The 4,635-nt window shown below is 50.5% G+C and carries 5 protein-coding genes; 2 read left to right on the forward strand and 3 right to left on the reverse strand.

What is annotated here, in order from left to right:
• The first annotated feature begins 150 nt into the window (after positions 1–150).
• Positions 151–1,125: a UV DNA damage repair endonuclease UvsE gene (uvsE, locus tag RTM06_RS19410; RefSeq protein WP_312184368.1), complete on the forward strand. Its 975-nt coding sequence runs from the start codon at positions 151–153 to the stop codon at positions 1,123–1,125.
• Here the strand turns inward: uvsE and RTM06_RS19415 are convergent.
• The 3 genes from RTM06_RS19415 to RTM06_RS19425 are packed head-to-tail and all read right to left on the reverse strand — an operon-like array spanning position 1,112 to position 3,469.
• On the reverse strand, positions 1,112–1,585 hold the full coding sequence (locus RTM06_RS19415; protein WP_256698650.1) for an OmpA family protein: 474 nt from the start codon (positions 1,583–1,585) through the stop codon (positions 1,112–1,114). The genes uvsE and RTM06_RS19415 overlap by 14 nt on opposite strands.
• The gene (locus RTM06_RS19420; RefSeq protein WP_312184369.1) at positions 1,582–2,796 is read right to left on the reverse strand and encodes a diguanylate cyclase domain-containing protein; all 1,215 of its coding nucleotides are present in this window, start codon (positions 2,794–2,796) and stop codon (positions 1,582–1,584) included. The genes RTM06_RS19415 and RTM06_RS19420 overlap by 4 nt, the downstream gene beginning before the upstream one ends.
• 1 nt (position 2,797) lies before the next feature.
• The gene (locus RTM06_RS19425) at positions 2,798–3,469 is read right to left on the reverse strand and encodes a YfiR family protein (protein WP_312184370.1); all 672 of its coding nucleotides are present in this window, start codon (positions 3,467–3,469) and stop codon (positions 2,798–2,800) included.
• A 361-nt stretch (positions 3,470–3,830) separates the two neighbouring features.
• On the opposite strand from RTM06_RS19425, the gene RTM06_RS19430 reads away from it, so the two are divergent.
• On the forward strand, positions 3,831–4,635 hold an 805-nt coding region (locus tag RTM06_RS19430), incomplete at its 3' end, for an FUSC family protein (RefSeq protein ID WP_409455819.1).

A 4,635-nucleotide genomic window follows, 5' to 3' on the forward strand; every position in this document is an offset into this window, starting at 1 on the left:
CCGCCCGTTCGACGCCGAAATATGTCTTGCCAGATAACTGGCAAGACGGTATCTAAAAAACCCAGCACGGTTGATCGCCCTTTATGACGACCAACCGTGCACATTCCCAAATAACAGCTAAGCTTTCAGGCTGATTAAACGGGGGATGAAATGAAATTAGGCTTTGCTTGTAAGTATCTGGATCAACAGGCTAAACAGCCGTATCCCTTCAAAAGTACCACCCGCACGCGCTTTCTCGGCCTTGACGATGATTCACGCATCACGCTGCTGAATCAGTTGGCGCAAAACAATCTGCACAATCTCCTTTTCACGCTCGAACAGCTTGCTACTCAGCCGGATGCGCTGCGCATGATGCGCATCGGCAGCGATCTGTTGCCGCTGTATACCGTGCCGGAAGCCACGCAGTTATATGGCGAATTATTGCCCGATCTCACACCATTATTACGCCGCTGCGGCGAGCTGGCGCGTGCCAATAATATCCGGCTCTCGTTCCATCCCGGTCAATATACGGTGCTGGCTTCCGATAACGATGGCGTGGTCGATCGTGCAATCGAAGACGTGGAGTATCACACCACCTGCGCAGTATTGATGGGTTATGGCCGCCAGTTTCAGGATTTCAAAATCAACATCCATATGAACGGTAAAAAGGGCTATGAGGGATTTCGCGCCGCGTTTCTGCGGCTGAGTCCTGAAGCGCGCAATATGCTGACGGTGGAGAATGATGAAATATCCTGTTCGCTGGACGATGTGTTGCAGGCGCGTGAGCTGTGTCCAGTGGTACTGGATATTCACCATCATTGGGTGAAAGAGAATCACTATATTCAGGCTGACGATGCGCGCATCGCGCTGATTAAAGAGTCGTGGCGTGGTGTGCGGTCCGTTTTACACTATTCAATTGCGCAGGAAGGTCTGATTCCCGATCACGGTTTCCCGGATCAGCAGGATTTGGCGGTGTCGAAAAGCAAACTTCGCGCCCATGCCGATTATTACTTCAATCAAAGCTTAAATGATTGGGCGCTGTCGTTTAACGCCTTCGATATTATGTGCGAAGTAAAGATGAAGAATTTAGCGCGCGACCGCCTTTATGATTATGCGATTGCGCGCCAGATAATTACGGCGCCGTAATCACAATCGCCACGCGGCGATTTTGCGCGCGGTCCTGCGCATTGTTGTTGCTGGCAATCGGTGCGCTCATGCCTAATCCGCGCGTAATAATATTTTCGCGCGGAATCGCGGCGCCTGTTGCCCATTGTGTTGCGACGGCGTTGGCTCTTTTCAATGACAGCTGCTGGTTGTAATCCGCTTTGCCGTAATTATCGGTATGTCCGTCGATACGCACATGGTGAATACCGGTCGCCGCCAGATTTTTCGCCATCGACTGAATATTCTCTTTACTGGCGGGAGTGAGTTGCGCTTCATTGACGCCAAACAGGATTTTGTCCGACAAGCCTAATCCCCAGCCTTCGCTATTTTGGCTGAATCCGGCATTACGCATCGCCGCAATCTGCTCGTCACTGAAACGTCCCTTTGTCTGGCAACCGACCAGCGCTAACACACACACCATCAGGAAAATTTTCATCTTCATATCCGCACCTTACTCATTCCCTTGTTTTTGTACATGTTCATATCTGCGCGTTCCAGAATCGACTCAACGGTATCACCGTGCTGCGACCAGGCGTAACCAATGGTCACCGAGGTAGAAATCGATGTGCCCTCCGCAATAATGATTTTCTGGCTGATCGACTCGCTAATATCCTGCATCAGCAACTGCAGTTGCGCGTCGCTGGCGCGGCTGCTTACCAACATGGCAAACTCATCGCCACCTAGACGGGCGACCAAATCCTGCTTATAAGCCAATGTTGAAAGGCGTGAACCAATGGCTTTCAGCACCTCATCACCGGCCGCATGGCCCCAATTATCGTTGATGCTTTTAAAGCGATCGCCATCAAGAAACAGTAAAACGAAGCGCTCTTTCGCCAATTGCTGATCGAGCAACTGTGTTAAGCGCGCCACAAAGGCGGCGCGGTTGGCGAGGCCGGTCAACGGATCTTCCAGCGCTTTAGCCGCCAGCGTGCGGTTATCTCGCATCAGAGAAGCCTGCAGCGTCTGCATCTCTGTCAGCAACGAGTTGAGGTCATTCGAAAACAGCTGAAACTCGCGCGTCGGACTTTCTGGAATACGTAAGGAAAAATCACCGGAATGGATGACATAATGAATCGAGCTGGTGATGTTGCGCAGCGAGGCGAGAATGCCGCGATGGAGGAATTCACTCAGCATGAAGGAGATGATTAATACGCACAGCATGCCGCTGGTCAGAATCATCAGCGAATAACGAATAAAATCCGCCGCGCCGGTCACCGTACCTTCCAACGTCAGCGTACCGACATTGGTTTCAGAGTGGATAATATTGACGCTAAACGGTTTGAGATAAATCCACTCACGTAATAAACGCGGATACCAGCCGGTTTGTTCCTGTTGATCATGCCAGTCCACTAAAACGGTTTGATCGTCAGTTACTAATTTCGCCGAATCGAACATGCCTTCTTTGCCGAGTCGCGCGATTTTATTATGCGCGTCGTAACTGTCTTCAAAAACCGTGGCGGCGGTCAGCGTGGTGCTGAGCGTGGCGGCAATTAATTCGAGGTTTCTTTTCTCGTAGCTTTTAATAAACAGCAGGGAAGTCGAGGAGAGCAACAGCCAGCACAGCAGTAAAATTACCGCCGAGTTAATGGTGCTGATCTTACGCAACTTGTTGCGAATCGATGATTTATCATTAATTGAATTTTCTAATTTCATCTTATTTGCTTCCATTGCGGGACAGCAACAACACGTCCGGACTTACCTTGACGCCGCTCCTGGCAAGCGAATCAAGGTTGACTGAGAACAGCGTGTGACCTGATTTAAAGATCAGGCAGAAGGCGGCGCCGATGGTACATTCCGCATTGTTCTCAGCCAGGGTCAATACCGCTTTACCCTTGAAACGTTCAAACAGTTCAACCTGTTGTTGCGGAGTCTGATCGCCAAAATAGACCGCATCGCAATGCTGCGTCGCCAGTTCGCTCTCGCTGGAGAGATAAACCACGCTAAACGGTACAGATGAAGGCACTTTGTTTTGTGGCAGCGAAAGATGCTGTGCAGAAGAAAATATGCAAAGCTGCGGCGCACCGGTTAATCCCGGCCAATGGGTAAAACTAATAATGCCGCTGACAATGCGATTGGCTTTATCGTCTTTTATTTCAGCAATAGCTGAGCGAGAAATAAACAGCAGCAGAAAAAGGGCAGTAATGACGATTTTGCAGATGTGGAGCAGGGAAAGCAGCACGTCGGCTTCCCGAAGAATGTGATGTTTATGTAACATACTGCGTTCCCGAAAGTTCTTCGCATTGTTCAGCGCGCAAATATTACCATCGCTGCGGTTAAAAAAGTACACATCTCCCCGGTAGGGTCGCCATTCATGGCGACCTTGCATGCATAAATGCACACCCTGAGAAAATCCCCGCGATATTTGTACCTGTCGCTACGCGAAATTATTTTATGGATAAGCAGCCAAAAAGGGCGTATTTGGCCAAAGTGTGATCCAACACACATTTATTGTCCTGATAACTGATGTGCGTTAAAGCGGCTCAAAACGCTGATGATGAGTAAATTAGCGACAAAACCGCATCTTTCCCTTGTGATTCCATTAGCAGAGCTTACACATTCCCATCGCAGGCAAATCGCGCCATGAACATGATTTTCGATTGCGAAACAATTCGACATATTTATCGAGGTGAGGCTTTTTCACATTCTGGCAGGATACGCAACATTCAGTACATCCTGGTCACCGTGTCATGCAGTGGTTGTCAAAAAACGCCGTTTTTTTTGCTGTAAAAACCTGTCTGGCCGCCTTTCTGGCACTCTATTTCGCACTCGAATTGAACCTGGATAAACCGGCTTGGGCGGTGACCACGGTTTTGCTCGCGTCGCAGCTCTATTCCGCCTCAACCATTTCCAAATCGGTGTTCCGCCTGCTGGGCACCTTATTAGGTGGCGTGTTCGTTTTCTTTATTTTTCCGCCAACCGTGCAGCATCCGCTGCTGTTCTGTTTCTGCATTTCGCTGTGGGTCAGCGTTTGCCTTTATCTGTCGCTGCACGACCGCACGCCGAAAAGTTACGTGTTTATGCTGGCCGGTTACAGCGCGGCGATCATGGGTTTTCCGGAAGTCACCACGCCGCTGTCAATCACCAGCACGGTGATTTCACGTATCGAAGAGATCACACTCGGCATCGTCTGTAGCAGTCTGGTGCATGCGCTGCTGTTTCCGGTATCAATGCGCAGCCTGCTGGAGCAGAGCGTCAGCCACTGGTATCTCAACGCGCGTAAACTGTGCAGCGATTTGCTTTCGGGTATTCCCAGCGACAGCTCGCCAGAGCGTGACGACATTCTGATTCGCATGGCAACCCATCCGCAGCAGGTGGAAGTGCTGATCACCCATTGCGTCTATGAAGGTGATGCCGCGCGGCGACTGATTCGGCTGGTGAGCGTGCAGTATCAACATCTCTCCTATCTGATCCCGACGTTAACGGCCATTGAGATGCGCCTGCAGCGGCTTTCAACACTGCAAGTCGCCTTCCCGGAAAACGTGGCGCAGACCT

It is taken from the genome of Pantoea sp. CTOTU46764 (genome assembly GCF_031974595.1).
GTDB classification, from domain to species: Bacteria; Pseudomonadota; Gammaproteobacteria; order Enterobacterales; family Enterobacteriaceae; genus Pantoea; species Pantoea trifolii.